The sequence below is a fragment of the bacterium genome (genome assembly GCA_021371935.1).
Taxonomy (GTDB): Bacteria; Armatimonadota; UBA5829; order UBA5829; family UBA5829; genus UBA5829.
Map to the genome: position 1 here is coordinate 38,369 of JAJFVF010000011.1, position 26,335 is coordinate 64,703.

Below are 26,335 nucleotides of genomic sequence, written 5' to 3' on the forward strand. Positions count from 1 at the left end.
AAGGAGGTCTGCTTAATGAAAAATCTAGCGATTGCGATGTTGATCTTCCTGACTTGTGCCATCAGCGGCTGTGCCCAGGATAAGCAATCAGTTTCGGCAAAAGAGTTCGTCTCGCAGCTTGCAAAAGGCGATTTCACAGCCGCCACCGGCAATTTCGATCCACAAATGAAGGCCGCTGCTTCTCCCGACAGGCTCAAGGAGATATGGGATTCGCTGGTCGCACAATATGGTCCGTTCAAGAATCAAGTGCGGATGCGCAAAGACAAACTGGGAGCCTATGACGTAGTATACGTAACCTGCCAGTTCGAGAGGTACAAAACTGATCTTAAAGTCGTATTCGACAGCGAGGGCAGGATAAGCGGGCTGTGGATTGTGCCGACTCCTAATGACGATGCGTTCAAGACTCCGGCCTATGTCAAACCCGGAAGATTTAGGGAGCAGGATGTAATTGTCAGATCAGCTGAATGGAAGCTGCCGGGTATACTTGCCATGCCCGGCGGCAAAGGTCCATTTCCCGCGGTTGTATTGGTGCATGGGTCCGGTCCCAACGACCGTGATGAGACGATAGGTTCAAACAAGCCGTTCAAGGACATTGCGCAGGGTCTGGCCTCAAGTGGCATAGCCGCCCTGCGCTATGACAAGAGAACGAAAGCACACCCGGCCGATATGGCCAAAATAAAGGACTTGACTGTAAAGGAGGAGGTGATCGACGATGCCCTGGCAGCCGTATCTCTTCTCAGAAAGACAAATGGGATCGATGCTGGGAGAATATACGTCCTGGGTCACAGTCTGGGCGGCATGCTCATTCCAAGGATCGGCGCAAGGGACCCAAAGATAGCCGGGCTCATCTCACTGGCTGGCTGCACCAGACCGTTGGAGGATGTAATCGTCGAGCAGATGACCTACCTGCTCTCTCTCGACAAAAACACTCTCGAGTCCAAAAAGAATGCCAAGCTCGACGAAGTCAAGAGGCAGGCCGCACAGGTGAAGAGTGCCGGTGCGTCGAGTGGAATGATATTCGGTGTGCCGCCAAGTTATTGGATCGATCTGAGGGGATACGACCCTCCGCACTCAGCAAAAATGCTTGCAGCGCCCATGTTTATCCTACAGGGAGGCAGGGACTATCAGGTCACTACTGTGGACTTCTCGCGCTGGAAATCAGCTTTATCGAGTAAGAAAAATACGACTTTCAAGCTCTATCCCGATCTAAATCACTTGTTTATGAAAGGCAGCGGCAAAAGTACTCCGCAGGAATATGAAGTACCTGGGCACGTCTCTGAAGAAGTAATAGATGATATTGCGGCATGGGTCAAAAGATAGGAGACATATGATGCTAAAGCGATTTGCAATTATACTTGTGGTGACTTTCATTCTGCTTGCAGCGACAAGCACATTTGCAGCCCAGATACACACTGCAGCGGCGACCGGTGATGTGGCCACGGTTGAAAAGCTGGTTAAAGCCGATCCAAACATAGTCAATTTGAAGGACGATGACGGCGCGACACCACTGCACCATGCAGCCGCCAAGGGTCAACTTGCAATAGTGAAGCTGCTTATTGCTGATAAGGCCGATGTCAACGCGCAAAAGAAAGACGGCGTCACTGCCTTGCATGTCGCTGCCGCATTGGGTTATAAAGATGTGGTTGTCGCACTGCTGGATGCCAAGGCGGACGCCTGTGCTGTGGATAAAAAAGGCCGCACTCCTCTTTCGATAGCCAAAGCGGGCGGCAAAGTCGAGATCGAGAATATTATAAGGGAGCGCATCGGCAAGACTCCCGCTGCCAATCTGAATATCCCTCAGCCCCCGCCTCCTCCTATTACTGCCGCGAATGATAAGGACATCAAAACTCTTGCTGAGGAGTTTATCGATCACATTTCCAAAGGTGAATACTCTGCCGCAACCAACTATTTGGACAGCAAAATGAAGTCTGCACTGTCACCATCCATGCTTTCCGAGGTATGGCAAGTCACACAGTCCCAGGTCGGCGCCTATAAAGGCCGCATTAAGACCAGGACCGACAAGATTCAGGGCTTTGATGCTGTCTTTGTGACCTGCCAGTTTGAGAATATCACTCTCGACGCGCAGATAGCGTTCGACTCATCAAAGCAGATTTCAGGCTTCTATACGGTTAAACCCCACTGATTTAGTAATTGGTATTTAGTATTGATTATTTCAATACCAGTCATTCTGAGCTTGTAATCCGAATTGCAGAATTTTATTTGTAAAGATGTAGCTGCAATTCGGATTAGCCAAGAATCTGCTTTGAACCATTCTTAGATATCTGATCGTCCGGGGTATTCCTGCCCCGGACGTATCTTGCGAGGGGCATTCTTGCCCCGGCATCTGGCCATAAGTTGATTGTAAGTTGAGATAAGTCTGTTCCCTCTCCTGGGGGAGAGGGCATCTGATTCAGTATATCTTATTTTATATTGATTATTTGCTATCCTGATATGCCCTATATTGCTCTTCCGACCAGCACCCCGCCGATCAGCGCCACCAGTCCCAACAGCACCTGTCCGGCCACGTTGCCCAAGGCATGAAGCCACTGTTGAGAGTGAAGCAGCTTTGCCGTATCGAACGCGAATGTGGAGAATGTGGTGAATGCGCCCATAAACCCAACGAGCAGTATGGTGCGTGTTTCGTGGCTGAGATTGAGCCTGGACTGCGCCGATGCATATAACAGCCCGAAGAAGAAACTGCCCGCGATATTGACGGCAAATGTCCCGAGTGGGATCGGACCGCCTTTGAGTTTTCCTGCCAGTTCGCACAGGGCATAACGGCTGAGAGTGCCGCATGCGCCAGCGAGCGACAGCCACAAGACCTTGGCCATTGGATACATGCCTCCCGCAATGTCGGTCATTGTAGGAGTCATCATCCCGTCCGGGCAGTTACGGCGGACCCCATCGCCGATATATTATACCATAAAGCCGGCGAGCATTTCTTCTCGACTTAGCCGCACAAAACACGTACAATATAATCATGCAAAATAACGGCTTTACAGGTGCTGATATGGGTTTGGATGCAATCATAGACAAATGCATAGGGTCTGGAGATTTGTCCAGAGATGATATAGTTTATCTGCTAAACCTGGACAACAAACAGCATACCGACCGCCTTTTGAAAGCCGCGGACCAGGTCCGCAAATCATGCTGCGGTGATGACGTCCAGATCAGGGCACTTGTAGAGTTTTCAAATATATGCACGCGCCAGTGCAATTACTGCGGCCTACGTTCGCCAAATGACAATGTCACCCGCTATAGAATGCCACCGGACGAGATAGTCGACCTTGCCGCAAGACTGAGCGAGAAGGGTCTGCGGACCATAGTGATGCAGTCGGGTGAGGACCCATACTACACCGGCGAGATCATTGCCGATATCGTACGCCGGATCAAGTCTTCAATGGATATGGCAGTCACACTGTGTGTAGGCGAGAGGACTTATGAGGATTACAAGCTCTGGAAGGAAGCCGGTGCCGACAGATACCTGCTCAGGCATGAGGCAGCCAACTGCGAGCTGTATCGGCAGCTCCACCCGGACAGCGATTATGACAACCGCATGCGCTGCATCAAGTGGCTGCGCGAGCTAGGATACCAGACGGGGGTGGGGTGCATGGTCGGCGCTCCGGGTCAGAGTGTCGAGCATCTGGCGGATGATATTGAGTTTTTCAAGGATTTCCAACCGGATATGATCGGCATCGGGCCTTTTATACCGCATCCTGAGACACCATATGCAGACATACTTGGCGGGACAGTCGAGATGACTCTGAAGATGGTCGCGCTTGCCCGGATAGTGACTCGGAATGCACTGCTGCCTGCCACGACGGCTATCGGCTCGATAGAGGAGATGGGGCGCGAGATGGCCCTGGAGGCGGGTGCGGATGTCGTGATGCCCAACTATACCCCTCTCAAATACCGCGAGAATTATGAGATATACCCCAACAAGCGCTGCATATCGGAGGACCCGGAGCAGTGCCACTCCTGCATGCGGTTGAGGATTCAGGCAATAGGGCGCACGGTCTCCACTGACTACGGCCACTCGCGCAAGAACGCGATAAAATCAGAGTTTTGCTAAAACGAACTGAGCGTGAAATCTAAGATTTTGAGCGTGGGGAGTTCGTTTTTACGCATTATTCACAAGAAGTGTGAATAATGCTCTCGGAGCCCGTATTATGCGTTTCCCGCATAATACGGGTTAGCTGCTTTTTTTATATCAACATTTCTATCCTCTCACGAAAACACGAAATGGTGAAAGCACGAAAGAGTTAATCATCAGCCAGAATATCCTCCCATAATTATAAGACAACAACCAAGGCAAAATGTAATGACATGGCCGGTATATTTCAGCTAAAAGGCGTTCACTAATAGTGAATAGGTCGGAATTTGCCTTTTGGTAGGCTGTGATATGACATGAATGTACGAAACGAATCTCTGAATATTGACAAGTGCACTGACCGTGGATAGAATACTGGTGAGGTTGTTGATTTTAGGTTAGTTCGTTTCGGGAACAAGTTTCTCACCGACTTTTTCTTTTTTCATTATTTGCTAATGAAACTGAAATATCTGTGTGGTTATCTTGCTGAGAAGCTTAGGCATGGAGCAGGCACCTAGTATGAGTAGCGATAGCGAATCAATAGCAATCCGTGATGTGGTATTTATAAGTCATGCAAATCCTGAAGACAATGAGTTTGCGCTCTGGATTTCAACTCAACTAGCACTTCACGGATATAAGGTGTGGTGCGACCTAACGCAGTTGATTGGAGGCGAGACTTTCTGGACAGATATTCAGCAAATCATTCAACTGCACTGTGTGAAGTTCATTTTCGTTCTATCACGTAACTCGAACTATAAGAATGGTACCCTTAATGAGATAGCCGTTGCCACCAGCACTGCATCAATCCATAGACTAGACGACTTTATCATCCCGCTTCATATCGACGACTTGCCTCACAGTGAAACCTATGTGGAAATCAAACGTCTAAACGCCATTCCTTTCGAGAATGGCTGGGCAACAGGGCTGGCCAAACTGATTGAGAAGTTGGAAAAGGACGGAGTTCCCCATGACTCGTCATGCGGTCCTAGTACGGTCGCGTCCTGGTGGAGAAATCATTCTCCAGCCAACCGGTTTATCATTACGCAACCACAACATCATCTGTCTAATTGGTTTCCTATTGAAAACTTAACAAGTGACATCTACTTCCATAAGCTTACCAATGGACCACTTAACCGTGATTTTCCATTATATAATCTGCCCTATCCGGTTTCGGTCTACCGTAATATGCTCATCTCTTTCGCATCCGCTGACGGTTTGTGCTGTCCCTCTGGTCCACGTATCAAAATAGATCATTCTAAAACAATGTCACTAAAAGAGTTCCTTTCGAAAGGAATAGACATAATGGACGCTCGTCATGCCAGCAACACAATTATCTATCTTCTCAGAGTTGGCTGGGAACGTGAAATGCGTAAGCGTCAATTGATAAGGTATCAATTGGCTAAAGGTGCAAAATGCTACTTCTTCCGAGATAAACAATTGGATAAAAACAAGATCACATTTGTTGGCACTGATGGTAAGACAAAACGTCGAGCCGTTGTAGGCGTAAAAAATCGTACAGATATTGATGGAAGCAAAACAACCAGATTTTGGCACTTCGGTATAGAAGCTAGGCCTCAGTTGGTGCCATTGCCCACCTTTCGAATAAAACCACATGTAGTCTTTTCTGATGATGGTGCAAAAGCTTGGGACAATAAAGACAAGCAACATCGAGCACGAAGGCAGCAATGCTGGGATTGGTGGAACGATGATTGGCGAGACAGGCTTTTAGCTGTAATCTCTTGGCTAACAAACGAAAATGGCTCAATAGATTTGGCTTTGGGAGAATTCGTCACGGCACAGGTGGATAACCGTCCTGTCGATTTTTATAGTCAAGTGCGATACGAACCGCCAGAATCTACTCCTATCGAATACAGTGACGAGCCATATCCTAATGAATGGGATGAGGAGGATGTGTGATGGATTATCATCTTACATATATTCCAGAACCACTTCTGCAATTTGGATGCAATCAATCTTTGGAAGATCCACATGATGGATTAAGTCTCTTCGGACCCCTTGACCATGCTCAGACATATGGCATCAGAATTGGCGTTGTTGGCACACAGAACGGTATTGCTTTATTCCGCGGGTGGCTTGTAAGTATCCGAAGCAGTATCTCAATATCATCGCCACACCTTGCTCGCCCACCTTTCCCAGGTTTCGAAGCAATATTTCAAACTCGCCTTGAGGGAAAACCCGCTCTTGAGTTGGTAATACCAGATGAAAAGCTTACTACTATTTATCTGGATGACATTTACCAACGCGTTTATAAGACTGTTGATGTTTACTCATCCTTAATTTTGGGAGCTGTATCTGGTGAGGATACTGAAGTTGATATTTGGTTCGTTATAGTTCCAAATGAACTTTACCGCTACTGTCGGCCAAAGTCAGTAGTCGTATTGGATAATCGAGTAAAGGTTGATTCTAAAATGAAATTGTCCACGGCACGATCTTTTAGGTCAACCCCTTCATTATTCGAACAGGACAATATTGCTGCAAAGCCCTACCACTATCAGCCGGACTTTCGTAATCAGCTTAAAGCTCGACTGCTTTCTAATCTTCGTCCCATTCAGATTGTAAAAGAGAGCACTCTTCAACCTTATGATCCAGATACTAGGACTACATGGCGTAAGCCTGTTGATTTCTCGTCTGAGATCGCATGGTATTTATCAACCGCTATGTTCTATAAGGCTGGGGGACGTCCGTGGAAATTGAGTGAAATACGCGATGGAGTCTGCTATTTAGGTATTGTATTCAAACAAGAAGAACGAAGCGGCAAAACAGGGTCGGCATGTTGTGCAGCTCAAATGTTCCTGGATTCTGGAGACGGATTCGTATTCAAGGGTGCAGTTGGCCCTTGGCACAATCCTAATACTGGTCAATTTCATTTACATAGAGATGCGGCAAGGGAATTAGTTTCTATGGCAAAGACTGCATATCAAGACAAAATGGGAAAACCTCCGAAGGAAATATTCTTGCACGGTCGCGTTAATTTCGACGACGAGGAGTGGAGAGGATTTAGTGAAGCAGCCGGTGATTCTACTGTTCTAGTAGGAGTGCGGATACAACCAAGTAGCAATTTAAAGCTCTTTACTGATAGTACTCTTCCTATACTCAGAGGCTCAATCTTTATTCAAAACACTACAACAGCATATCTATGGACGAATGGACTGATACCAAAGATCGGAACATATCCAGGCCGTGAAACTCCAAATCCTTTATTCATTAACATATGCCGTGGTGAAGCCGGTATAGAGACAGTTGCCAGAGATATTATGGCCTTAACGAAATTGAATTATAATGCTTGTCGTATTAGTGATAGCTTGCCAATAACGCTTAAGTTTGCAGATGCAGTGGGAGAAATTCTTACTGCAGGGCCAATCACCGCGAAGGCTCCACTGCCTTTCAAATTCTATATGTAGTAGCAGATCTATTTTGGCGTTTCGGGAATGAGTTCCCGAAACGAACCCAACCCGAAAATTACATAATCATCTGAACCGCCAACTATCCATTCGTTGCTTCGGACAGCAGTGAATAGCTGCTAGTTCTGACATATACATCGGATGCCGCTGCTGAAACCGCCAGACGCAATATGTAGTGCCCTCACCCTAACCCTCTCCCCCAGGAGAGGGAACAAGACTGGCATCCGCTCTAGACGTAACCAGTATCTAGAAGAATGGTTCACAGCAGATTCCTCGTCGTTCCTCCTCGGAATGACTGGAATCGAAACGCTTAAAATAATCAATACAAAATCTCAAATACTAAATCAGGAGCGCCCTCACTCCAACCCGCTCCCCCAGGAAAGGGAGCCGGGCTAAAGTTTGCGCCATACCTGCCAACCGTCAACTGCCGACTGCCAACCATCCTTAAGGCACAATCAAGCTCAAAGCCTTAGGCACGACCTCTATATCCACATCGCTCTCGCCGTGCAGGTCACCGTCAAGCTGCATACGCACACTCGGCTCGGATTCCACGTGCACTTTGGCCGCCCTGAAATAGGATGTGCTGGGGTGGGCGATGGAGCCCTGGAATATAGTGTCGAGCGCCTGGCCGACCAGGTTGATTGCGGTTCGTGCTCCGGCTTCAAACACCAGAATATCCAGCATTCCGTCGTCAAAGATTGCCTGCCGGGCTATCTTGAAATTGTGGGCATACGTGCCGCAGTTGGCGGCTATTACAGCGTATGCGTCGGTCTCATATACCGATTTGTCGTTGAAGGTGAGCCGGAAGTGCGCCGGTGAGAACTTGACAAGTTGCTCTATGATTGCAGGGGCATATGCGACAGTTCCGAGAACGTCTTTTACTTTGGGCGATACGGAGTCGATTACGGCCGCATCGAATCCAAGCCCTGCCATGAGTATGAACCGCCTGTCCTCTGCCCTGGCGATATCCACATGCCGGGTCTTACCTTTGCGTATAACATCGAGTGCTTTTTGAGTGTTATAGACGGGGATTCCGAGATCATGAGCCAGAACATTACCCGTGCCGAGAGGAACAATGCCGAGTGGAATCCCGGAGTCACCGATGCCGTTTATGACCTGGTTGATCGTGCCGTCTCCACCTGCTGCGATAATGAGATCATAGCCATCATGAGCGGCTTTCCGGGCTGTTTCGGCTGCGTCTTCCGGTCCCGAGGTGATGACAGTGCGCATATGAGCGGCGGCTGCGGCATAATCGAGCAGCTTTTTCTTCTCTCTGGCCGCTTTCCCCTGGCCTGAAGTGGGATTGATAATGAGCAGTGAGCGCATGCCTACACCTCCCAAGAAAACGTCTATGTGCGGATGACAAATAAGCTGTTCGCATCCAGACGTTTTCCTAATCGAAACAAGTGGGCAACCCCCACTGGGGGCTCAAAAGGGCGCATATCATCTATCCCTTTTCGGGCGAAACAATAACCTTCCGATTAACTACCCGCAGTCTGCCCTGCGCAAACAGAGCGACCGCATGCGCATAGGTCTCATGCTCCTTTTCGAGCACACGGGCAGCAATCGTGTCCGGTGTATCGTCCTGCTCGACCGGGACGATTGTCTGCGCGATGATCGGACCGGAGTCATAGTCTTCGTCCACAAAATGCACCGTTACTCCGGTGAACTTTACCCCACGTGTGATCACAGCCTCATGGACGTGGTGACCATACATTCCTTTGCCGCAAAACGATGGGATCAGAGCCGGATGGACGTTCATGATTGCGTCTCGATAGGCATCGATTATATTCTGACCCAGGATACGCATATACCCGGCAAGGCAGATGAGGTCGATCTTATTTTCCTGTAGAGCTTTGAGGACTGCGTCGTCATAGTCCTGTGTATTCTCAAAGCTCTTAGGCGAGATGGAGACTATTTTGATTGACTGGCTGCGAGCGCGCTCCATGGCGGGTGCATCATCCTTAACGCCTATTACCAGCGCGACCTCGCCGTCAATCTGACCGGTGGCGCATGCATCGATAATCGCCTGCATATTGCTCCCGCGCCCAGCGCCCGAGACCATCACTGCGATGCGGATCATATCACGTTGACCTCTCGACCGCCCCTGTAGACCTCACCGATCATCCATGCCATTTCGCCCATCTCTTCCATCTGCTGGACAATTGCGACCCCATGCTCTTTGGGCACGATCAGCACCATCCCGACGCCCATGTTGAACGTACGGTGCATCTCAATAGGTTCGATTCCGCCTTTGTCCTGGATGAGTTGGAAGATTGGAGGGACGACCCAAGCTCGTCGCTCAACTGTCACCTGGCAGTCGCTCGGGAGCACTCTCGGTATGTTGCCATAGAACCCGCCGCCCGTGATATGGACCATCGCATGCACCGGGTGGTCTGCAATTATGGCCGAGACGGGTTTGAGGTAGCACTTATGCGGGGCGAGCAGCACGTCGCCGAGTATCGCGCCGATCTCCGGGGTATACTGGTCGACCTTATAGTCATTATCCTCAAAGAGGATCTTGCGTATCAGAGAGTAGCCGTTCGTGTGCGGACCCGACGATGCAAGCCCGACCAGGACGTCACCGGGTCGGACCTTCGATCCATCGATCACATTTGCCCGGTCCACCATTCCGATGATGCACCCGGCAATATCGAACTCACCCGGCACATATACGCCGGGCATCTCGGCAGTCTCTCCACCGATGAGCACACATCCGGCCTCGCGGCATGCCTCAGACATGCCTTTAACCACTTGCTCGACTATCTTCGGGTCCAGCTTGCTGGTGGCGAAGTAGTCCAGAAAAAGGATGGGTTTTGCGCCCTGGACGAGTATATCATTGATGCAGTGGTTTACAATGTCCTGACCCACCGTGTCGTATTTATCCATCATTGCGGCGATCTTGACTTTGGTTCCCACGCCGTCGATACTCGATACCAGCACCGGTTCGGCCATAGAGCCTGTATCCAGACGGAACATGCCGCCGAACGTGCCTATATTGGTCAGCACGTTTTCGTTGTAGGTCGATTGCACGTATTCTTTCATCCGAAAGACGGCTTCTTCGCCCGCTTCTATATCCACACCTGCAGCTTTGTAGGTTGCGCTTTCGTCGGCCATTATAAAGTCCTTAGTTATTAGTTGTTAGTGATTAGTTTGGGTTTCTTTGATCCCTGTTCGGGCTGGATATCTGATCCAGCCCGAAACAGAATTATGCAATTTGAAATTGCAGTTTCCTTTTCGGTCGCGATCGGATATCGCGCCCGAACGTAAGCACGAAACAGAACCATGCGATTTGAAATTGCAGTTTTCTTTTCGGTCGCGATCAGATATCGCGACCGAACGTAGCCTTCACGCACATCAAAATACTCAATACAAAATATAAAATACTAAATCATAGGGCTGGTGTTTTCTCAAACACGAACTTGCTCATCTTCGCTTCTTTAGAGACATCGACAGGATATTTGCCGTCCAGGCACGCGCAGCAGAGCTTGTCTTTCTTGACGCCGATAGCCCGCACAAGCCCAGGCAGACTCAGGTAACCAAGACTATCCGCACCGATGTGCTGCCTGATCTGCTCAATAGAGAGCTTCGATGCGATGAGTTCGTCCTGGTTCGCCGTGTCGATCCCATAGAAACATGGATATTTGATCGGCGGGCATGCTATGCGCACATGCACCTCGACAGCTCCAGCATCACGGATCATCTTGATCGTAGGAGCGCTGGTGGTTCCGCGGACAATAGTATCTTCAACCATTACTACACGCCGGCCTGCAAGAGTTTCTTTGAGAGGTGAAAGTTTCATCCTGACGCCCATCTCGCGCATGCGCTGGTCCGGCTGGATAAATGTTCTGTGGATGTAACGGTTTTTGATAACGCCTTCTGCGTAGGGGATTCTGGATGCTTCGGCAAGACCGATTGCTGCGGGGATTCCCGTGTCCGGGATGGGAAAGACTATGTGCGCGCCGGGGCATGGGTGCTCTTTTGCAAGCTCATGACCCATCCTCCTGCGGGCTTCGTGCATTGTCCGGTTATACATGCGGCTGTCCGGCCTGGCGAAGTAAACATATTCAAAAATGCAAAGTGCGCGCCCTTCAAGAGGGATAGCCTGATATTCGGTGAGGCCATTTTCGTCTATGACGACCATCTCACCCGGCTCGACCTCACGAACGAAGTTTGCGCCTATGGTGTTGAATGCACATGTTTCCGATGCGACTGCATAGTGCGAGCCGTTCAATCGCCCTATACTCAAGGGGCGTATTCCGAACGGGTCTCTGAATGCGATCAGCTTATCCTGTGTGAGCACGACCACCGAATATGCGCCACGTATTTTGCTCATAGCATACTTGATTGCGTCTTCTATGGTGCTTGCGCCGGATGTTGCGATGAGTTTGAGAATAACTTCGCTGTCGTTTGTGGTTTCGAGTTCTATGCCGGATGCTTCAAGCTCATCGCGCAATGGTCCCGCGTTTACAAGATCGCCATTATGCGCCAGAGCTATATTGCCAAAGTCACATTCGCAGAGCATCGGCTGAACGTTGCGCAAAATGCTCGACCCTGTAGTTGAATATCGAGTATGCGCGATTGCGATGTGCCCTTTGAGCGACGCCAGCGTGTCCTCATGGAAGACCTGGGTGACAAGACCCATATCGCGGTGAAGGCGGATACACTTGCCGTCCGATGCAGCTATCCCTGCGCTTTCCTGTCCACGATGCTGCAGTGAGAAGATGCCAAAGAATGCGAGCCTCGCCACATCCTCACCGCCGCTGCAAATTCCGAATACTCCGCATTCTTCCGCAATTTCGGGCCTGTCTATGTAGATCATCGTAATTCCTTTGATCGAGCTGTTATTTACATTTTCTACCGCTGTCATTCCCGCGAAAGCGGGAATCCAGGTGTCACAACTTACTGGATTCCCGATCAAGTCGGGAATGACAACACTTCCTGATGGTCGGCGGTATTCTTAACTCCGGCCAATTTAGCTGTCCATCTTTTTACCGATAACCGAGCGCCAGCGCGATTCCATCTCGCTCACGCATGCGTCCACTATCGAACTATCGTTGACCGCAATTTTAAGTGATTTGCCGCTGACCTTGCCAATGACGGTGCAGTCGACTTCCAGACTCTTGGCGATCTTGACAAGGTCTTCCAGCTTATCAGCGGGAAGCGACACGACCACTCTGGACTGCGTCTCGGCAAACAATGCTTCCGATTTTTTGCAATTTGTTTGCAGTGAGATTTCAGCACCCACCTTACCTATTATACACGATTCGGCCAGGGTAATCGCAAGGCCGCCGTCCGAGCAATCGTGCGCGGAACTCAAAAGTCCTCTGCCTATCGCTCTGATGAGCACTTCATGGACTTTCTTCTCACGCTCCATATCCAGCTTCGGTGGTCGACCCACTGCGAGGCCATGGATCGTGTTCAGATACTCGCTTGCACCCAGCGATTCGCTCTCGCATGTGTTCGATATCAATGCGATGACATCACCTTCGTTTTTGAATTCGGACGTGCACCGTTTTTGCACATCGTCGATGAGGCCCAATAGACCGATCACAGGGGTGGGGTAGATCGCCATCTCAGGCGTCTCGTTATAGAAACTGACGTTGCCGCTGACGACCGGCGCACCGAAGAAGTCGCATGCGTCAGCCAATCCCTTTACGGCTCGCTCGAACTGCCAGAACGCCTCGGGTTTTTCGGGGTTGCCGAAGTTGAGACAGTCTGTTGCGCCTACGGGTCTGGCACCAGAGCATGCCAGGTTTCTGGCCGCCTCGGCAACTGCAATCTGAGCACCCATGTAAGGGTCAAGATAGACATACCGGCCGTTGCAGTCAGTAGTGACGGCTATGCCTTTTGTAGTCTCTCTGATCCTGATGACCGCTGCATCCGAGCCGGGCATTATGGCGGTGTTTGTCTGCACCATATGGTCGTACTGCTGATAGACCCATTCTTTGCTGGATATGGACGGCGACTCGATCAGCTTGAAGAGAGCTTCAGTGTAATCATCCGGCTCCGGTATCTGCGAGAGGTCGTAATTCTGGACATCTTTGAGATAGGAGGGTTCCTCGGTTTTGAGATAATAGGTCGGAGCCTCGTCTGCGAGAGACTTTGCCGGGACTTCGGCAACCAGTTCGCCTTTGTCATACACATGCACTATTCCGTCGCCAGTGACTTCGCCCACCACTACGGCGTTTAGCCCCCACTTCTTGAAAATCGCAATGACATCGTCTTCGCGGCCTTTGTTAACGATTGCAAGCATGCGCTCCTGAGATTCGCTGAGCATGATCTCGTACGGGGTCATGCCGGTCTCGCGCATGGGGACTTTGCTGACGTCTATGGTCATACCGGTTCCGGCTTTGGCGCTGGTCTCACAGGTCGAGCATGTGATTCCCGCAGCGCCCATGTCCTGGATTCCGGTTATATAGCCCGATTTCAAGGCTTCAAGAGTGGCCTCGATGAGCAGTTTTTCGGTGAACGGGTCACCCATCTGCACGTTCGACTTCCGGCTCTCGGACTCTTCAGTCAGTTCGACCGATGCGAACGTGGCGCCATGTATACCGTCTCGCCCTGTTCTTGATCCGACAATGAGCACTGGGTTTCCGACTCCCTGTGCGCGGGCGTAAGCCACATCTTCGTGTTTCATAATTCCGATTGCCATAGCGTTGAGCAGCGGGTTGCCTGCATAGCAGTCATCGAAGTAGACCTCACCGCCGACAGTCGGCACACCTACACAGTTGCCGTAGGACGCGATCCCGCCGACCACATGCTCAAACAGATACCGTGTGCGAGCGTCGTCTAGGCTGCCGAACCGCAGCGAGTTGAGGGATGCTATCGGCCTTGCGCCCATTGTAAATATGTCGCGCAAGATGCCGCCGACACCTGTCGCAGCGCCCTGATATGGCTCGACTGCGGATGGATGGTTATGGCTCTCTATTTTGAAGCACACACCATAGCCGCCGCCGATGTCTATAATGCCTGCATTTTCCAGACCCTCGCCGTCTATGGCCTCTTTATATTTGCTGAAATATCGCAATATCGGGCGGGAGTATTTATAGCCGCAGTGCTCACTCCACATAACTGCATACATCCCAACTTCGGTGTATGTCGGGTGACGCCCGAGCACCTCGGTTATCTTTTTGTATTCTTCATCATTGAGCCCCATCTCACGGTAGACGGAGGGCTCAATAGGCTTTGTGTTTTTTATACTCATTGTTGATTCCTTTGGTTTGATGGTTTGATAGTATGATAGTTTGATGGCATTTGTCTTTACCATCAAACCATCCGACCATCAAGCCATCAGACTCTCCACTATGGACTGCAGTATCAGTTTTCCGTCATCGCTTCCCAAAATGCTTTCGGCCGCACGCTCGGGGTGGGGCATCATACCCGCCACATTACCCTTGTCATTTATGATCCCGGCGATGTTGTTGATCGACCCATTCGGATTGGCATCATTTGTGACATTACCGGCCTCATCGCAATAGCGCAAGATGACCCGATTATTGTCCTCCAACTTTTTGATAGTCTCGGCGTCGGCATAATAGTTGCCACCGTGGTGAGCAATCGGGATCGAAAGGACCTGGCCATCGGTGCACAAGTTTGTGAAGTCAGTTTTGTTGTTCACCACCTTCACGTTGACAAATTTGCAAATAAAGCGCAGTCCCTTGTTGGAAATCAGAGCGCCGGGAAGCAGTCCCGATTCGCAGAGTATCTGGAACCCGTTGCATATCCCAATGAGTCTTCCGCCCTTGGCCGCATGCTCGCTTACGGCATTCATAACGGGGCTGAATTTTGCCACTGCGCCGGTGCGCAGATAATCGCCGTATGAGAACCCGCCTGGCAGGATAATACAATCAAAGCCGCTGAGGTCCGTCTCCTGATGCCAGATATATTCCACCGGCTGCTTTAGGACGTCGCGCACGGCGAAATACGCATCCTGATCGCAGTTTGACCCGGGGAATATGACTACTCCGAATTTCATTATTCGCTGTCCTTATTAGTTTGATAGTTGGATGGTTTGATAATGTGATAGTTAAGACCATCACACCATCGGACTCTCAGACCATCAAGCCGTTATTTTACGATCTCGAACCGATAATTCTCCGTGTTCGCGTTTGCCAGAAGTTTTTTGCACATCTCTTCCACATCGTTTTCGAGATTGCCGTTGCCGTCCACTTCTATCTCGATGAATTTGCCCATGCGCACGCTCTTAACTTTGTCGAAACCAAGGTTTTCGAGAGCGCCCTGGACCACCTTGCCCTGCGCATCCAGCAGAGCGGGCTTGAGAGTTACGTATACGTTTACTTTAGCCATAAAACCAGTCCTTAGTTTTTAGTTTTTGGTTATTAGTTTTGGATCGCGAAAGCGCCCAATTTTGTATTTATCCCTCCAGATATCTTACCTGGAGGTTAGAGTCTTATTTTATCGCAAAAGCGAAAGAGCGAAAACGTGAAACTCTGCTGTCATTCCTGCGAAAGCGGGAATCCATATGAGTATGTTATGGCACACAGTCTTCTGGATTCCCGATCAAGTCGGGAATGACATGGACACATTTTGAATCGCTGAGACGCTGAAAAAATCTGAATCGCTGAAACCCTACGCCAGCGTAATCTTCAGTGTTTCATATAATTCATCCCTTCAGCGGTTCTGGCGTCCTTTCGTTTCTGGAACACCAATTGATTCTAGGGCTGACTCTTCGGATCCATATCATATAACAACTCGATCATAAACCGCGCAGCAGTCAGCAGTTTTTCTTCACTAAGCGGTTTTATCTTTTCTGAAGACTCGGGTGCCAATTCCAATAGCATTGCACGCAGTGCAGGAGTACCTTCCATACTATGAATTTCATGAAGCAATTCTGCAACGCTTTCCCGGTATGCAGATAAATACATCGAATCTATTTGGTCTTCAGAATCCAGCCCCAGCCTCTCAAAAATCCTATCCACATTCCTCAAATGGTGCTCAAGGTCAAAGCACTTATCCAGATCATCTTTCGTGAGCCTCTGCTGCACATCCGGGTCCTTCTCCAGAGCCTGGCGGAAAGAGATGCCTTCATCCCAGCACTTGGCAGCATTGCGCTGAGCCACTTTGTAGCCCTCCTCGCGCGTCATACCCTTCTGAATCAGAGCCAGCAGCACGTGCTCACTAAACACAAGCTGGCCCATCATCTCGAGGTTGCGTTTCATGTTGTCCTCGTTCACTTCCAGCCTGCCCAGCAGGCGAGTGAGAGAGTTGAGCATGAAGTCCACCGCAAGACAGCTATCAGGCAGGATTATTCTCTCAGCGGCTGAGTTCACCAGGTCGCGCTCATGCCACGAGACAATATTTTCCATAGCCGGGATCGCATTGGATCGGATCACCCTCGCGAGGCTGCATATTGTCTCGAACCGCCACGGGTTGCGCTTGTGAGGCATAGCCGACGAACCTCTCTGGCCGGGCAGGAACATCTCCTGGACTTCGAGGATTTCGGTGCGCTGGAGGTTTCGCATCTCTGTGGCGAAATTCTCGCAGCTCGACGCTATGATCGCAAGGGTCGTAAGGAACTGAGCGTGCCTGTCGCGCTGTATGATCTGAGTGGATACAGGCGCGGGCTTCAGACCCAGGAGGTTGCATACATACTCTTCCTGGTCGGGTCCGATATTGCCGAATATGCCCACTGCGCCGGAAATCTTGCCTGTGCTGATGGCCTCGCGGGCAGCTTTCATACGTTCGAGGTCGCGCTGGACCTCGGAATACCACACAGCCATTTTGAACCCGAACGTGATCGGCTCGGCCTGGACGCCATGTGTGCGCCCGATCATAGGGGTCATCTTGTGCGCCTTAGCCAGCTTCGCGACAGCCTCCAGCAGCTTTTCGAGGTCTTCAATGATGAGGTCTGCTGCCTGGCGCATGCGCAGAGCTGTGGCGGTGTCCTCTATATCGTAGCTTGTGACGCCGTAATGGACGTAGCGTCCCTCTTCGCCGAGGTTCTCGGTGACACACTTGACGAACGCGATCAGATCGTGAGCGGTCTCCTTCTCGATCTCGTCTATCCGCTCGACACAGAATTTTGCGCCTGCCTTGATCTTATCGGTTGTGCCTTTGGGAATATTGCCGAAGTGCTCCTGCGCCGCGCATACGGCTATTTCTACATCCAGCCAACTCTGGAACTTGTTTTCCTCACTCCAGATCGATTTCATTTTAGGCAGAGAGTATCTCTCAAGCATCGAATTACCTCATTCTAGTTTGATAGTCTGATGGACTGATGGTTTGATAGTTAAGGTGATGCTTTCGCCAAATCAAACTATCCGACTCTCCAGCAATCAAACCTTGCCAGTACATTTAATCCAAGAAGTTTCCAGTGAACCTCGAAATTTGCTCAGCATACGTCCAAGCGATTCTGACTTCAAATACAAATCCTTAAAAACTTCATCCTGAATGTATCCCCGGTCTTTTGCGACAAACAACTCTGCAATTACTTCGCAAAGTGACCCATATGCCATTTCAACATAACGAGAAAATTCTTTTTGAGATGATCTGGAACTGCCCTCAGCAATATTTGCTGCAATTGAGACGGCTGCACGCCGCAATTGTTGTGCGAGCGCAAATTGTTCGTTTCTTGGAAATGACTCAATAGTCTTATATACCATCGCTTATGAGGGATCGTGAATATTGCCATACATCCAATTTTTCGAATGCAAACATACGGCCTCTCAACTTTCGTTAGACTATCAAACCATCAAACTCTCAAACCATCAGACTATATCCGCACGGCCCCCGCAGAGGCCAGTTTCTCTTTATGTTTCTTAATTGCCTCGCGCAGTTCGGGATATTTCACGCTCAATATCTGCACTGCCAGAATTCCTGCGTTCTTCGCGCCGTCTATAGCGACAGTCGCGACCGGGATCCCTGTCGGCATCTGCACTATCGAATATAGTGAATCCACACCGCTTAACGCGGCGGACTTTGTCGGGACGCCGATAACGGGCAGGGCAGTGATCGCGGCCAGGATTCCAGGCAGGTGCGCAGCCATTCCAGCGCCCGCTATGATCACCTCGAAGCCGTTCTCCTCGGCCTTTGACGCGAATTCGATTGCGACATGCGGAGTGCGGTGAGCCGAGATCACGTATGTCTCGTTTGCCACCCCAAAACTGGTGAGCATATCGGCAGCACCCTTCATCGTTTCGGCATCAGACTTGCTGCCCATCACTATTGCAACTTTACCTGGCATTATCTATTCCTCTGGTTTGATGGTTTGATAGCTGGAGAGTTTGATAGTAAACCCGGCGACAATCGTCGGCCTCAACCATCAAACCATCAGTCCATCAAACTATCAAACGCCTTCCTATATCATGCCTAAAATGCGCTCCATCGAAGTGAATCTTGTCCACTGCCGCATACGCCTTTTTGATGCAATTTTCAAAACTTTCGGCTACGGCAGTCACACCAAGAACGCGACCACCGGACGTGACGGTTTTTCCGTCTTTGGTCTCGGTGCCCGCGTGGAACACAATAACGTCTTCGTTAGATTCGGCCTCACCAACGCCGGTGATGACCTTGCCCTTCTCATAATTGCCCGGGTAACCGCCCGAGGCCATTACAACACAAAGAGCTTTCTTATCATACCAATTTACGTCGATACTGTCGAGTCTTCCATGCGCCACAGCCAACAATATTTCAACCAAATCTGTCTGTAAAAGTGGCAGCACAACTTGGGTTTCCGGGTCACCGAAACGGCAGTTGAACTCGACGACTTTGGGACCCTTACTAGTCAGCGCGAGGCCGACATAGAGCACACCTGTATAATAAATTCCCATTTTCTTAAGCGCGGCGAGTGTAGGTTTAACTATAGATTCTTGCACAACCCTGGACACTTCGCTTGTCACGACCGGCACAGGTGAATAACAGCCCATGCCGCCAGTGTTGGGACCTTCGTCGTTATCGTATGCACGCTTGTGGTCCTGCGAGGGAATCATCGGAACAAACGTCTCACCATCCACGAAACACATATAGGATGCTTCTGGACCGTCCAGAAATTCTTCGATCACCAGCCGATTGCCGGAAGCGCCGAAGGCTTTCTGCTTCATTATTATATCTATGGACTCAAGGGCATCGGCCTTGGTCTTGTTTATGAAAACGCCTTTGCCTGCAGCCTCGCCATCCGCTTTTATCACAATCGGTGTGTCAGTTTTGGATGCAATGGATTCTATATAGGCGCACGCCTTTTCAGGATTATCGAAGACTTCACACATGGCAGTCGGGATGCCGTTATCGAGCATCAGTTTTTTTGCAAAGACTTTGCTGCCCTCCATTTGAGCGGCAGCCTTGTTCGGACCGAAGACTGTGAGGCCTCGCTTCTGAAACTCGTCTACCATGCCGGCGATAAGTGGCGATTCCGGCCCGACCACGGTCAGGTCGATTTTTTCTTTTTCGGCGAAGTCGGCTGCTCCTATGATATCCATTACGCTGCCGTTTATGCATTCGGCGATATGTCCGATCCCGGCGTTTCCCGGCCAGGCATATATTTTATCCACTTTATCAGACTGAGCAATTTTCCAGGCAAGCGCATGCTCTCGCCCGCCGCTTCCTATTATGAGAACTTTCAAAACTACCTCCGGTCAATCCATATGCAGGTCGATGTTGTTTATAAGCCAGTTCGACAGTGTATTAACAAATATCTTTGTCTCATTCAGCCAGCTTGTCAGGTCAGAATGATCGAATGTAAAAACATCAGCATAATCACCCTTCTGTCGATTGTCGAAGAGCAGATGGTAGAACTTACTCATTTCCGGGTTGAGCCGTTTCGGCTTGATCCAATGTTTGTCAAAAAGCGATATCACTCCGCTGTGTTTTGAGGCTGCGTGGCCTTCAGAAAGCAGCAGAGCTGATACCGCATAAAAGCAGGCATAGTAAAGGCGGTTTACTACGCCGACACTGAATCCTGCATTTAGCAGCGTTTCAGCCTCGCCTATAGTATCCTCTGCTCTCGCGAGTCGATGCCGTATATATTCACGCTCGTCGAGCTTCAAACGATAATACCCTCCTTGATTACGTTTTTGCGGTAGGGCGACCCACGAAAAACAGGGCTTTTCCATTCATCTTTTGAATATATGGCAAGAGAGAGAAGCACTTGTTCGTTTAGTCCGAGTTCATATACAGCTTCTCTGAGTTCTCTCTCCCGGCTGGATGATAGTTTACGCTTGGTAAGTATAAGAATGTCATAGTCAGAATCCGGTCCAGCCGAACCACGCGCTGCAGAGCCATAGAGTGCGACTTGCGCATCAGGCACATGCTCGCCGACTACATTTTTCAACTCTGTAAGCAGTTGTTTGTCCTGTTCGCTTATTATGTTGACCGAGCTTAATTTTCTCATGATTATGCCTGAGTCAAAAAGTCAAAACGTCGTGCTTACTACTATCCGACTTTTAGACTTTCCAACTAACCTTCATATCCTTCAGCCAGGTTTTCAAACGACGCAAACTCGCGCACAAAACCGACCTTGACGGTTCCCGTCGGGCCGTTTCTATGTTTACCGATGATAATTTCGGTGGTTTCGACATTTCGCGCATCAGGGTCAAAGCCAGACCCATCGCTTCCCTGTACCGATTCAGTATCCTCGACTTCTTTAATCACGTAATATTCGGGTCTAAAGAGCATCATAACGATATCCGCTTCAGCTTCAATCGAGCCGGATTCACGCAGATCGGAGAGCATAGGACGCTTATCGTCGCGCTTTTCAACTGCACGGCTGAGTTGCGAGCCTGCAATTACGGGGCATCGCATTTCTCTTGCCAGGCTCTTAAGTCCACGGGCGATCTCTGAAATTTCCTGCACACGGTTGTCTATATTTCTGTGCGAGCGCATAAGCTGCAGGTAATCGACCACAACCAGTCCCAGCCCATGTTCGGCTTTAAGCCTGCGGCACTTGGCACGCATGGCCATTGTAGTCATATCGGTGGAATCATCAATGTAGATGGGTGCGTCCCAGAGAGAGCTTGAGGCCTGCGCAATCCTTTCCCACTCGGAATCCTGGAAGTATCCGGTCCGCAAGCGATGAGCATTCGCTCTTGCGCGTGAACAAATCATTCTTTGAACAAGCTGCTCGGCAGACATTTCCAGGCTGAATATCGCAACAGTTTCGTTAACTTTGGTTGCTGCATTGAGTGCGATATCCAGTGCGAGGGCGGTCTTTCCCATAGAGGGTCGGCCTGCGATGATTATGAAGTCCGACTTTTGAAGTCCGGAGGTCATGTGATCAAGTTTTGTAAATCCGGTAGCCACGCCCGAGGCCTCACCCTTATCATGGTAGCGCTTTTCGATCCACTCCCAAGCCTGCATCACGAGCGGTGTGATCGGTTGGAAATATTCGCCCATTCTGCGCTGAGCCACGCTGAAGATAAGCCGCTCAGCCTGGTCGGCGATGGAGTCTACGTCCTCATCCTCATTTTGAGCCATGCCTATGATCTGGGTCCCAGCGGATATGAGCTTGCGGAGGATGGATTTTTTCTCGACTATGTGCGCGTAATATTCGATGTTGGCGGCTGTGGGCACTGAGTCGACCAGAGCCATCAGATATTCGGTGCCGCCCACGTCATCGAGCTTACCGCGTTTACGCAGTTCTTCCTGGAGTGTGATTAGGTCAGCCGGTTCGTCGCGTTCCATAAGCGAGACGAGCGCGTCGAAGACCTCCTGATGAGCGGGTCTGTAGAAATCCTCAGCTCTAAGGATTTCTATGGCTTTTTCCATAGCCGACCGCTCAATCATCATCGAGCCGAGGGTCGATTGCTCGGCCTCCAGATTCTGCGGCGGAATCTTATCTATTGTTGAAGCTAATCTTTCCATGGGTGTCGGGTGTCGGGTGTCGGGTGTCGGGTGTCGGGTGTCGGGACTCTTCACCAACGCCCATCAGCCATTACCTAACACTTTTATTGTTCCTCAACAACTTCTACGTGAATTTTTGTCGATACATCGTGATGGAGTTTGACGGGCACTTCAAACGACCCGATAGTCTTGATCGGTTCATCGGTGTGAATCTTGCGTTTATCGATTACGATGCCGTGCTGAGCTTTCAGGGCATCTGCGATTTCCTGGTTTGTCACTGATCCATAGAGTTTCGTGCCCGAGCCTGCCTTGCCTTTAATTGTGACTTTGATGTTGTCGAGCTTGCCGGCTGTATCTTTTGCGTCGGCGAGCAGTTTCTCACCTTTATGTTCCAGTGTCTTCTTTTTCTGCTCAAATGCTTTCATAGCTCCCGCGTCTGCGATGACTGCCATTTTGCGCGGTATAAGGAAATTTCGCACATAACCTTCGGATGCGTTTACCAGTTCGCCTGCCTTGCCCAGGTCTTTAACGTCTCGGGTAAGGATCACTTTCATAACAATATATCTCCCAAATATTAGATCTCAATACTCAATATAAATTACTAAATCTAAAATCAATTGTTGTAATTGATGCCGACAAGCAGGTCACGGTTGTCTTCATCGAGCAGGTCCTGCACACCCGTATAGAGTCCCAGGCCGTCCTTGATCCCAAATATGCCGCGCATTTCGATCTGAGGGTCGTCCGGTCTGAATATATCGGTCGATATCAGGACTTTTTTCCCGAACCTGTGGTCATATCCGATGCCCACTCTCGAAGCGTACAAGCCATACCTGAGCGCATTCGATTCATCAAAAGTGTTGCCTGCCTGGAAATTGACTCTGGTGTTTTCGCCGACATTGTATAGGCCTGCCCGCATGAACATAGGATAACCCAACGCGAATGTGTAATTGGCGTCGAACCTGTATTTGCCTTTGGCGGTATTCCAGAGTCCGTCGCCGCTGATTCCGTAGAGCGGAATTTCACTCTTTTGCTGCTGGGTCGGACCTTTGAAAGCGCCGAGTTTTTGATTTATCTTGTCCATGGCCAAGTTGGCCTTACAACTGGCTTCGGCTATGTTCTTGGCGGTGGCTTTGAGGTTGCAAATCAGTTCAGGGTCGGTCGTCAGGTTTTTGATGGATGCGCTGGCAGCATTCAGGTTTGTCAGCATCTGTTCAGCCTGCTGCGCGGAACCATTTGCTTTTGCCAGGATCTGCTTCATCTCAGGTGTCAGTTCGCCCAATGAGGACAGCAGTGACTGCGCCTCGTTGAGTGCCGATGACATGTCGACCATTGCCTTTTGTGCCTGCCCGATCAGCGGCTTGACGTTTGGCCTGATATCTTTGGCCAGGCATTCTTCCATCTGCTGACTTATATCGACAGCATGCTCGGAAGCCGCAGAAAGATTCGCAAGCGTTTTCTGAACCTCTGGAGACGCCTGCGCAATCAGATTTTGAGCGGACAGGATCAGCATAGATGCGGACTGAGCCGATTTTTTAATTGAGGCGATTGTCTGGTTGATATCTTCCTGCATTTTTTTGTTATCGAGCACTTTATTGATGCCTTTAGCGGTAGTTTTGAGCTCCGTGAGGAGGTCGTTGGCTTTATTCATCAATTGATCAAACTGCGCAATCTGCTCGCTTTCGATCCGCTGTCCTTTAAGTATGCAGTTGTTTGCTTTTCCAGGAAGTACCTCGACATAAAAATCTCCGACAAACGCGCCGGTTGTCACACGTGCTTTTGAGTCGGACGGTATGCATACTCCTTTCCAGATAAGCATATTGATACGGGCTTTACTGGATTTTGTGAGCACAACATCTGAGACTATCCCGATCTTGACGCCCGCCATGCGGACGTCGGCGCCCTTATCGAGTTTCTGGGCATTAGGAAAGATGGTGTACGCGGGGAAACTGGACGCCCTGAGGCTGAATCCGCCGAGGAACCAGTAGATTCCGATCAGCAGCGCCAGTGCGCCGACCACTATCAAACCGACTTTTGCTTCGTTTCTCAGTCTCACGTTCATACCTTAGTTATGAGTTATTGTGTTATGGGTTGTGAGTTAAACAGCATATAACGCCATACTAAATTAATGTCATACGCATCAAGAATTGCCATCCCCAACCCACAACTCATTACTCACAACTCATAGCTTAACTTGTTATTTTGATAGGTCCCTGAGTCTCGCCGTTCATAAACTGGCACACAGTGGCGTCTTCACACTGCTGCATCTCTTCGACGCTGCCACTCGCGATAATCCTTCCACGGTGTATCATAGCAATCCTGCTTGCCACTTTGGTGATACTTTGTATATCGTGTGTCACCAACACCGACGTCACACCAAGCTCATCACGTGTCTTGACGATAAGTTCCGCAATAGTTGCTGCCGTGATAGGGTCCAGGCCGGAGGTCGGCTCATCATAGAGCACAATATCCGGGTCAAGCGCAAGTGCTCTTGCGAGTCCGACTCTTTTTTGCATTCCTCCTGAAAGTTCAGACGGCATTTTCTTCTGCGTATCGGCAAGCCCCACCATCGCAAGTCTATGCGCCACCATATCGGCGATTTCGCTCTCAGTCATTTGCGTATGTCTTCTCAGACCGAAAGCCACGTTTTCGAAGACGTCGAGCGAATCGAAGAGCGCGGCATATTGAAAGACCATGCCGATCCTTCTGCGAACCGTGTCCAGGCAGCTCTCAGACATACGTGCGATATCCGTGCCGTCTATAAGCAGTTCGCCGCCTGTGGGCTGCAGGAGTCCGCCTATACACTTGAGGAGCGTGCTTTTGCCTGCTCCCGACATCCCCATGACCGCCATAGTCTCGCCTTTGCGGACATGGAGGTCGACCCGCCGGAGGATCGAGCCTCCGTTCACTCTATATGAAAGCTGTTTTGCCGTAATCACAGGAATGCCGTTTGCCCGCCGAACATAACATAGGCCAGGAAGAAGTTAAGTATATAAATGATTACAATAGAGATGACGACCGAGCTGGTAGTTGACTTACCGACTCCCGTTGCTCCGCCGGTAGTTTGAAGTCCCTGCTGCGAGCCGACGATCACGATTGCGATCCCAAAGAAGATGGTCTTCAGAAGTCCCATCATTACGTCGTATGGGACCACCTGTGCCTTAAGGCTGCTGATGAAGCCACCACCTGCCACACCATTGACAACTGCGACCCAGTATGCACCGATTATTCCTATAATGTCTCCGAAGATTGTAAGCACCGGGAGCATAAGGATACCGGCGAGTAACCTGGGCACGACCAGGTGTTGCACAGGGCTTACTGCCAGCGAGCGCATCGCGTCTATCTGTTCAGTGACTTTCATGCTGCCGATTTCAGCACCTATGGCGCTGCCCACTCTTGCCGCGACAACGACTGATGTCAGCACAGGTCCGATCTCTCTTGCGATGGAGATACCGACGACTGCACCGGTGACGCTGCCCAACCCCCATCTTACGACGATCTGTGACATATACAGTGCCAGGACTGCTCCGGAGAATGCGACTGTGATAAGCACGATAGGCAGCGATGCGACCCCGATAATTGCCATCTGGTTAAATGTTTCTCGGGCATCAATTTTGCCTTTAAAGATAAACTTAAGGGATCGAGCGAGCAGTATGGATATCTCACCTATGAACTCGAAAAATTTAGTTAATGTGGCATAAGTCAGTTCGCCCGGCATGGCGACTACCGCGACAAACTCATCTCCCACATCGTGTAGAATGTCGCCTGCCACATCTGCCGGTCGTCCTTTATGCCTGGGATGTTCTTCGCTCATAGCTGCTCTTTTTTTGGGGATTAGTTTGGAGTGTCAGCCTAGCCCGTATTATGCGCTTCCCACATAATACGCGGCTTCGAGAGCATTATAATGCAGCCTAGCTTCCAAACCCGTCATAGTATACCCGAAATGCGGGTTCAGTGTCAACGAATTGCCGCCTGTCGATTCGGTTGTTTACAGTTTTGTGTATGTCGGAATAATCATAGCTGAAGCAGT

General features: G+C 50.0%; 23 protein-coding genes and 1 pseudogene. 5 read left to right on the forward strand and 19 right to left on the reverse strand.

Annotated features, from left to right (window positions below):
• The first annotated feature begins 15 nt into the window (after positions 1-15).
• On the forward strand, positions 16-1,320 hold the full coding sequence (locus tag LLG46_08540) for a DUF3887 domain-containing protein (GenBank protein MCE5323347.1): 1,305 nt from the start codon (positions 16-18) through the stop codon (positions 1,318-1,320).
• A gap of 7 nt (positions 1,321-1,327) precedes the next feature.
• Entirely contained in the window at positions 1,328-2,143 is an 816-nt protein-coding gene (locus tag LLG46_08545; protein ID MCE5323348.1) for an ankyrin repeat domain-containing protein, read from the forward strand.
• A gap of 313 nt (positions 2,144-2,456) precedes the next feature.
• On the opposite strand, the gene crcB is transcribed toward LLG46_08545, so the two are convergent.
• A complete protein-coding gene (crcB, locus tag LLG46_08550; GenBank protein MCE5323349.1) occupies positions 2,457-2,861 on the reverse strand; it encodes a fluoride efflux transporter CrcB in 405 nt (134 codons plus the stop codon).
• Positions 2,862-3,010: 149 nt separating this feature from the next.
• On the opposite strand from crcB, the gene hydE reads away from it, so the two are divergent.
• The 3 genes from hydE to LLG46_08565 all read left to right on the forward strand — a co-directional run bounded on the left by hydE (position 3,011) and on the right by LLG46_08565 (position 7,512).
• Entirely contained in the window at positions 3,011-4,072 is a 1,062-nt protein-coding gene (hydE, locus tag LLG46_08555) for a [FeFe] hydrogenase H-cluster radical SAM maturase HydE (protein ID MCE5323350.1), read from the forward strand.
• A 537-nt stretch (positions 4,073-4,609) separates the two neighbouring features.
• A complete protein-coding gene (locus LLG46_08560; GenBank protein ID MCE5323351.1) occupies positions 4,610-6,007 on the forward strand; it encodes a toll/interleukin-1 receptor domain-containing protein in 1,398 nt (465 codons plus the stop codon).
• Positions 6,007-7,512 (forward strand): hypothetical protein, encoded by a 1,506-nt coding sequence (locus tag LLG46_08565; protein ID MCE5323352.1) that lies wholly within the window; start codon positions 6,007-6,009, stop codon positions 7,510-7,512. The genes LLG46_08560 and LLG46_08565 overlap by 1 nt, the downstream gene beginning before the upstream one ends.
• 444 nt (positions 7,513-7,956) lie before the next feature.
• Here the strand turns inward: LLG46_08565 and LLG46_08570 are convergent, their stop codons facing one another.
• From LLG46_08570 to LLG46_08655, 18 genes and pseudogenes are all read right to left on the reverse strand, one after another.
• Positions 7,957-8,838: a diacylglycerol kinase family lipid kinase gene (locus LLG46_08570; protein MCE5323353.1), complete on the reverse strand. Its 882-nt coding sequence runs from the start codon at positions 8,836-8,838 to the stop codon at positions 7,957-7,959.
• Positions 8,839-8,959: 121 nt separating this feature from the next.
• Positions 8,960-9,595 carry a phosphoribosylglycinamide formyltransferase gene (purN, locus tag LLG46_08575; protein MCE5323354.1) on the reverse strand — a complete coding sequence of 212 codons (636 nt, stop codon included), beginning with the start codon at positions 9,593-9,595 and terminating at the stop codon, positions 8,960-8,962.
• Positions 9,592-10,629, reverse strand: a complete 1,038-nt coding sequence (purM, locus tag LLG46_08580) for a phosphoribosylformylglycinamidine cyclo-ligase (GenBank protein ID MCE5323355.1) — start codon at positions 10,627-10,629, stop codon at positions 9,592-9,594. The genes purN and purM overlap by 4 nt, the downstream gene beginning before the upstream one ends.
• Before the next feature lie 274 nt (positions 10,630-10,903).
• On the reverse strand, positions 10,904-12,382 hold the full coding sequence (gene purF, locus LLG46_08585; GenBank protein MCE5323356.1) for an amidophosphoribosyltransferase: 1,479 nt from the start codon (positions 12,380-12,382) through the stop codon (positions 10,904-10,906).
• A 105-nt stretch (positions 12,383-12,487) separates the two neighbouring features.
• Positions 12,488-14,719, reverse strand: coding sequence for a phosphoribosylformylglycinamidine synthase subunit PurL (gene purL, locus LLG46_08590; protein MCE5323357.1), 2,232 nt, complete (start codon positions 14,717-14,719; stop codon positions 12,488-12,490).
• Between the two features lie 78 nt (positions 14,720-14,797).
• Positions 14,798-15,490, reverse strand: a complete 693-nt coding sequence (gene purQ, locus LLG46_08595; protein MCE5323358.1) for a phosphoribosylformylglycinamidine synthase subunit PurQ — start codon at positions 15,488-15,490, stop codon at positions 14,798-14,800.
• Positions 15,491-15,582: 92 nt separating this feature from the next.
• Positions 15,583-15,822, reverse strand: coding sequence for a phosphoribosylformylglycinamidine synthase subunit PurS (purS, locus tag LLG46_08600; protein MCE5323359.1), 240 nt, complete (start codon positions 15,820-15,822; stop codon positions 15,583-15,585).
• 602 nt (positions 15,823-16,424) lie between these two features.
• Positions 16,425-17,714, reverse strand: a pseudogene (gene purB, locus LLG46_08605) (adenylosuccinate lyase).
• Between the two features lie 96 nt (positions 17,715-17,810).
• Positions 17,811-18,137 carry a four helix bundle protein gene (locus LLG46_08610; protein ID MCE5323360.1) on the reverse strand — a complete coding sequence of 109 codons (327 nt, stop codon included), beginning with the start codon at positions 18,135-18,137 and terminating at the stop codon, positions 17,811-17,813.
• Positions 18,138-18,247: 110 nt separating this feature from the next.
• On the reverse strand, positions 18,248-18,718 hold the full coding sequence (gene purE, locus LLG46_08615; protein MCE5323361.1) for a 5-(carboxyamino)imidazole ribonucleotide mutase: 471 nt from the start codon (positions 18,716-18,718) through the stop codon (positions 18,248-18,250).
• Positions 18,719-18,812: 94 nt separating this feature from the next.
• Complete coding sequence (purD, locus tag LLG46_08620) at positions 18,813-20,093, reverse strand: phosphoribosylamine--glycine ligase (GenBank protein MCE5323362.1); 1,281 nt, start codon at positions 20,091-20,093, stop codon at positions 18,813-18,815.
• Positions 20,094-20,105: 12 nt separating this feature from the next.
• On the reverse strand, positions 20,106-20,516 hold the full coding sequence (locus tag LLG46_08625; GenBank protein ID MCE5323363.1) for a HEPN domain-containing protein: 411 nt from the start codon (positions 20,514-20,516) through the stop codon (positions 20,106-20,108).
• Positions 20,513-20,860: a nucleotidyltransferase domain-containing protein gene (locus LLG46_08630; GenBank protein ID MCE5323364.1), complete on the reverse strand. Its 348-nt coding sequence runs from the start codon at positions 20,858-20,860 to the stop codon at positions 20,513-20,515. Before LLG46_08630 ends, LLG46_08625 begins: the two co-directional genes overlap by 4 nt.
• A 65-nt stretch (positions 20,861-20,925) precedes the next feature.
• A complete protein-coding gene (gene dnaB / locus LLG46_08635; protein MCE5323365.1) occupies positions 20,926-22,329 on the reverse strand; it encodes a replicative DNA helicase in 1,404 nt (467 codons plus the stop codon).
• A gap of 83 nt (positions 22,330-22,412) precedes the next feature.
• Entirely contained in the window at positions 22,413-22,862 is a 450-nt protein-coding gene (gene rplI / locus LLG46_08640; GenBank protein MCE5323366.1) for a 50S ribosomal protein L9, read from the reverse strand.
• Positions 22,863-22,921: 59 nt separating this feature from the next.
• A complete protein-coding gene (locus LLG46_08645) occupies positions 22,922-24,361 on the reverse strand; it encodes an MlaD family protein (GenBank protein MCE5323367.1) in 1,440 nt (479 codons plus the stop codon).
• 133 nt (positions 24,362-24,494) lie between these two features.
• Complete coding sequence (locus LLG46_08650) at positions 24,495-25,244, reverse strand: ABC transporter ATP-binding protein (GenBank protein ID MCE5323368.1); 750 nt, start codon at positions 25,242-25,244, stop codon at positions 24,495-24,497.
• A complete protein-coding gene (locus LLG46_08655) occupies positions 25,241-26,119 on the reverse strand; it encodes an ABC transporter permease (GenBank protein ID MCE5323369.1) in 879 nt (292 codons plus the stop codon). Before LLG46_08655 ends, LLG46_08650 begins: the two co-directional genes overlap by 4 nt.
• Between the last annotated feature and the right edge of the window lie 216 nt (positions 26,120-26,335).

What these genes read in the sequence shown, in the direction of transcription:
- crcB (MCE5323349.1), bottom strand. Translation starts at nt 2,861, where the DNA reads ATGACCGACATTGCGGGAGGCATGTATCCAATGGCCAAGGTCTTGTGG.
- purQ (MCE5323358.1), bottom strand. Translation starts at nt 15,490, where the DNA reads ATGAAATTCGGAGTAGTCATATTCCCCGGGTCAAACTGCGATCAGGAT.
- hydE (MCE5323350.1), top strand. Translation starts at nt 3,011, where the DNA reads ATGGGTTTGGATGCAATCATAGACAAATGCATAGGGTCTGGAGATTTG.
- rplI (MCE5323366.1), bottom strand. Translation starts at nt 22,862, where the DNA reads ATGAAAGTGATCCTTACCCGAGACGTTAAAGACCTGGGCAAGGCAGGC.
- purN (MCE5323354.1), bottom strand. Translation starts at nt 9,595, where the DNA reads ATGATCCGCATCGCAGTGATGGTCTCGGGCGCTGGGCGCGGGAGCAAT.
- dnaB (MCE5323365.1), bottom strand. Translation starts at nt 22,329, where the DNA reads ATGGAAAGATTAGCTTCAACAATAGATAAGATTCCGCCGCAGAATCTG.
- purS (MCE5323359.1), bottom strand. Translation starts at nt 15,822, where the DNA reads ATGGCTAAAGTAAACGTATACGTAACTCTCAAGCCCGCTCTGCTGGAT.
- LLG46_08570 (MCE5323353.1), bottom strand. Translation starts at nt 8,838, where the DNA reads ATGCGCTCACTGCTCATTATCAATCCCACTTCAGGCCAGGGGAAAGCG.
- purE (MCE5323361.1), bottom strand. Translation starts at nt 18,718, where the DNA reads ATGCCAGGTAAAGTTGCAATAGTGATGGGCAGCAAGTCTGATGCCGAA.
- purL (MCE5323357.1), bottom strand. Translation starts at nt 14,719, where the DNA reads ATGAGTATAAAAAACACAAAGCCTATTGAGCCCTCCGTCTACCGTGAG.
- LLG46_08560 (MCE5323351.1), top strand. Translation starts at nt 4,610, where the DNA reads ATGAGTAGCGATAGCGAATCAATAGCAATCCGTGATGTGGTATTTATA.
- purF (MCE5323356.1), bottom strand. Translation starts at nt 12,382, where the DNA reads ATGACAGCGGTAGAAAATGTAAATAACAGCTCGATCAAAGGAATTACG.
- LLG46_08630 (MCE5323364.1), bottom strand. Translation starts at nt 20,860, where the DNA reads ATGAGAAAATTAAGCTCGGTCAACATAATAAGCGAACAGGACAAACAA.
- purM (MCE5323355.1), bottom strand. Translation starts at nt 10,629, where the DNA reads ATGGCCGACGAAAGCGCAACCTACAAAGCTGCAGGTGTGGATATAGAA.
- LLG46_08540 (MCE5323347.1), top strand. Translation starts at nt 16, where the DNA reads ATGAAAAATCTAGCGATTGCGATGTTGATCTTCCTGACTTGTGCCATC.
- LLG46_08565 (MCE5323352.1), top strand. Translation starts at nt 6,007, where the DNA reads ATGGATTATCATCTTACATATATTCCAGAACCACTTCTGCAATTTGGA.
- LLG46_08655 (MCE5323369.1), bottom strand. Translation starts at nt 26,119, where the DNA reads ATGAGCGAAGAACATCCCAGGCATAAAGGACGACCGGCAGATGTGGCA.
- LLG46_08610 (MCE5323360.1), bottom strand. Translation starts at nt 18,137, where the DNA reads ATGGTATATAAGACTATTGAGTCATTTCCAAGAAACGAACAATTTGCG.
- LLG46_08545 (MCE5323348.1), top strand. Translation starts at nt 1,328, where the DNA reads ATGATGCTAAAGCGATTTGCAATTATACTTGTGGTGACTTTCATTCTG.